The organism is Paracoccus nototheniae (genome assembly GCF_004335005.1).
GTDB lineage: Bacteria > Pseudomonadota > Alphaproteobacteria > Rhodobacterales > Rhodobacteraceae > Paracoccus > Paracoccus nototheniae.
The window spans coordinates 1-1601 of sequence record NZ_RQRT01000162.1 but is presented as its reverse complement, the minus strand read 5'-3'; the positions used below and the strand labels follow the sequence as shown (position 1 = coordinate 1601).

At 70.6% G+C, this 1601-nt stretch carries 2 protein-coding genes; both read left to right on the top strand.

What is annotated here, in order from left to right; genetic code table 11:
• Positions 1-392: DAK2 domain-containing protein (locus EG885_RS22270; RefSeq protein ID WP_131579048.1), on the top strand; the 392-nt coding region annotated here is incomplete at its 5' end.
• 73 nt (positions 393-465) lie between these two features.
• The gene (locus tag EG885_RS22265; RefSeq protein ID WP_131579045.1) at positions 466-1539 is read left to right on the top strand and encodes a 4-hydroxythreonine-4-phosphate dehydrogenase PdxA; all 1074 of its coding nucleotides are present in this window, start codon (positions 466-468) and stop codon (positions 1537-1539) included.
• The last annotated feature ends 62 nt before the right edge of the window (positions 1540-1601 follow it).

Genomic DNA, 1601 nt, shown 5'->3' with positions numbered 1-1601 from the left:
GCGTGGCCCTGCGTGCCTGGGGGCAGGCGCTTGGCGATCTGGACGCGCCCGACGGCCCGCGGGTGGCGCAGGGGGCGCGGGCGGGTCTTGATGCTGTGACGCGGCTTGGTGGCGCCCGGCCCGGCGACAAGACGCTGGTCGATGCCTTTGCGCCCTTTGCCGACGGGCTGGACCGCCTTGCCGCCAACACCCCTTTGCCCGAGGCATGGGCTGCCGCCGCCGCCGCCGCGACCGAGGCTGCCGAGGCCACGGCCCGGCTGTCCCCGCGCCTTGGCCGCGCCCGGCCTCTGGCCGAACGCAGCATGGGCCACCCCGATGCGGGAGCCGTGTCGCTGGCGCTGTGCGCGCGGGTCGTGGCCGAGGCCCTGACCCGCAGCCAAACACCCGCCTGATTTGTTCTGACGCGGGCATGGGTCCGCGCCAGCCACCCTCATGACCACCCTATTCCGACAGGAGGACTGCCACATGCGCATTGCGCTTGCGATCGGCGATGCCGGGGGCGTTGGCCCCGAACTGGCCGCCAGACTGCTGACTCACCCCGAGATGGCGGGCCGCGACATCATCGTCGCGGGCGACGCCTCGGTTCTGGCGATGGGCGCGCGCCATGCGGGGGTCAGCCTTGATCTGCCGGTGATCGGCGCGGATCAGATCCGCGCGGCCCGGACGACCAACGACCTGCCCGCTGGCCATGTCCTGCTGGATCTGGCCAATGGCGCGGCGGATCGGGTCGCTCTGGGTCAGTCCGACCCGGCCACCGGCGGGGCCTGTTTGCAGAACTTTGCCTGCGTGCTGCAACTGGCAGCCTCGGGGATTGCCGATGCGGCCATGTTCACGCCCTTCAACAAGCATTCGATGCGGCTGTCGCGCCCGTCCTATGTGGACGAGATCGGATTCATCAACGCGATCCTGAACACCGACCGCAGCGGGCGCGAATTCAACGTGCTAGACGAGGTCTGGAATGCCCGCGTGACCAGCCACATCCCGTTGCGCGCGGTGGCCGACGCGCTGAGCGTCGAGCGCATCCTGTCCAGCCTGCGCCTGACGGCCGAGGTGATGGCGGGCGCGGGCAAGCCCGGCGCCCGGATCGGCGTCGCGGCGCTGAACCCCCATGCGGGCGATGGCGGCAATTTCGGCCATGAGGATGACGAAATTCTGGCTCCCGCCGTCGCGCAGGCCGTGGCCGAGGGGATCGACGCGAAAGGCCCGATTCCGTCCGACACGGTCTTCGTGCGCGCCATCCGGGGCGAATTCGACGCGGTGCTGACCATGTATCACGATCAGGGCCAGATCGCGATGAAGCTGATGGGCTTTGACCGGGGCGTGACGCTGATCGCGGGATACGGATTTCCGATCGTGACCCCGGCGCATGGCTCGGCTTTTGACATCGCCGGGCAGGGGCGCGCCGATCTGGGCGCCACGCTGATGGCCGCGCGCCTTGGCACCGATCTGGCGCGGCTGAACCCGGCCCGCAGCCTGCGACCTTTGCCGCAGGGCTGGGAACAGCGCCATCTGGAACAGGCCCCGCTGGTCGCCGAATAGGCGCCCCGCACCCATATCCGCCGGGCGCCCCGCAGGCGCTCGGCACGCAGGACCGCAGGTCG